Source organism: Lysinibacillus sp. RU7 (assembly GCF_057837305.1).
Genome location: NZ_JBYQFK010000203.1, coordinates 1 through 253, shown reverse-complemented (window position 1 = coordinate 253; position 253 = coordinate 1). Strand labels below are relative to the sequence as shown.

The following is a 253-nucleotide window of genomic DNA, read 5'->3' as shown; positions in this document are numbered from 1 at the left end:
GCCACGAAACCGCGCAGATGATCAAGGAAATCGAGCAGCAGGCGAAGGAAGAAGCCGACAAGAAGGCGAGGGACATCATCTCGCTTGCGATTCAGCGTTGCGCGGCGGATCATGTGGCCGAGACGACGGTATCCGTCGTGTCGCTGCCGAATGAAGAAATGAAAGGCCGCATCATCGGTCGCGAAGGCCGCAACATCCGCGCTCTCGAAACATTGACCGGTATCGATCTCATTATCGACGATACGCCGGAAGC

1 protein-coding gene is annotated in these 253 nt (G+C 57.3%); it reads left to right on the top strand.

Features of this window, described 5'->3' with window-relative positions:
* On the top strand, positions 1-253 hold a 253-nt coding region (locus tag AC3II9_RS22105), incomplete at both ends, for an Rnase Y domain-containing protein (protein WP_489158879.1).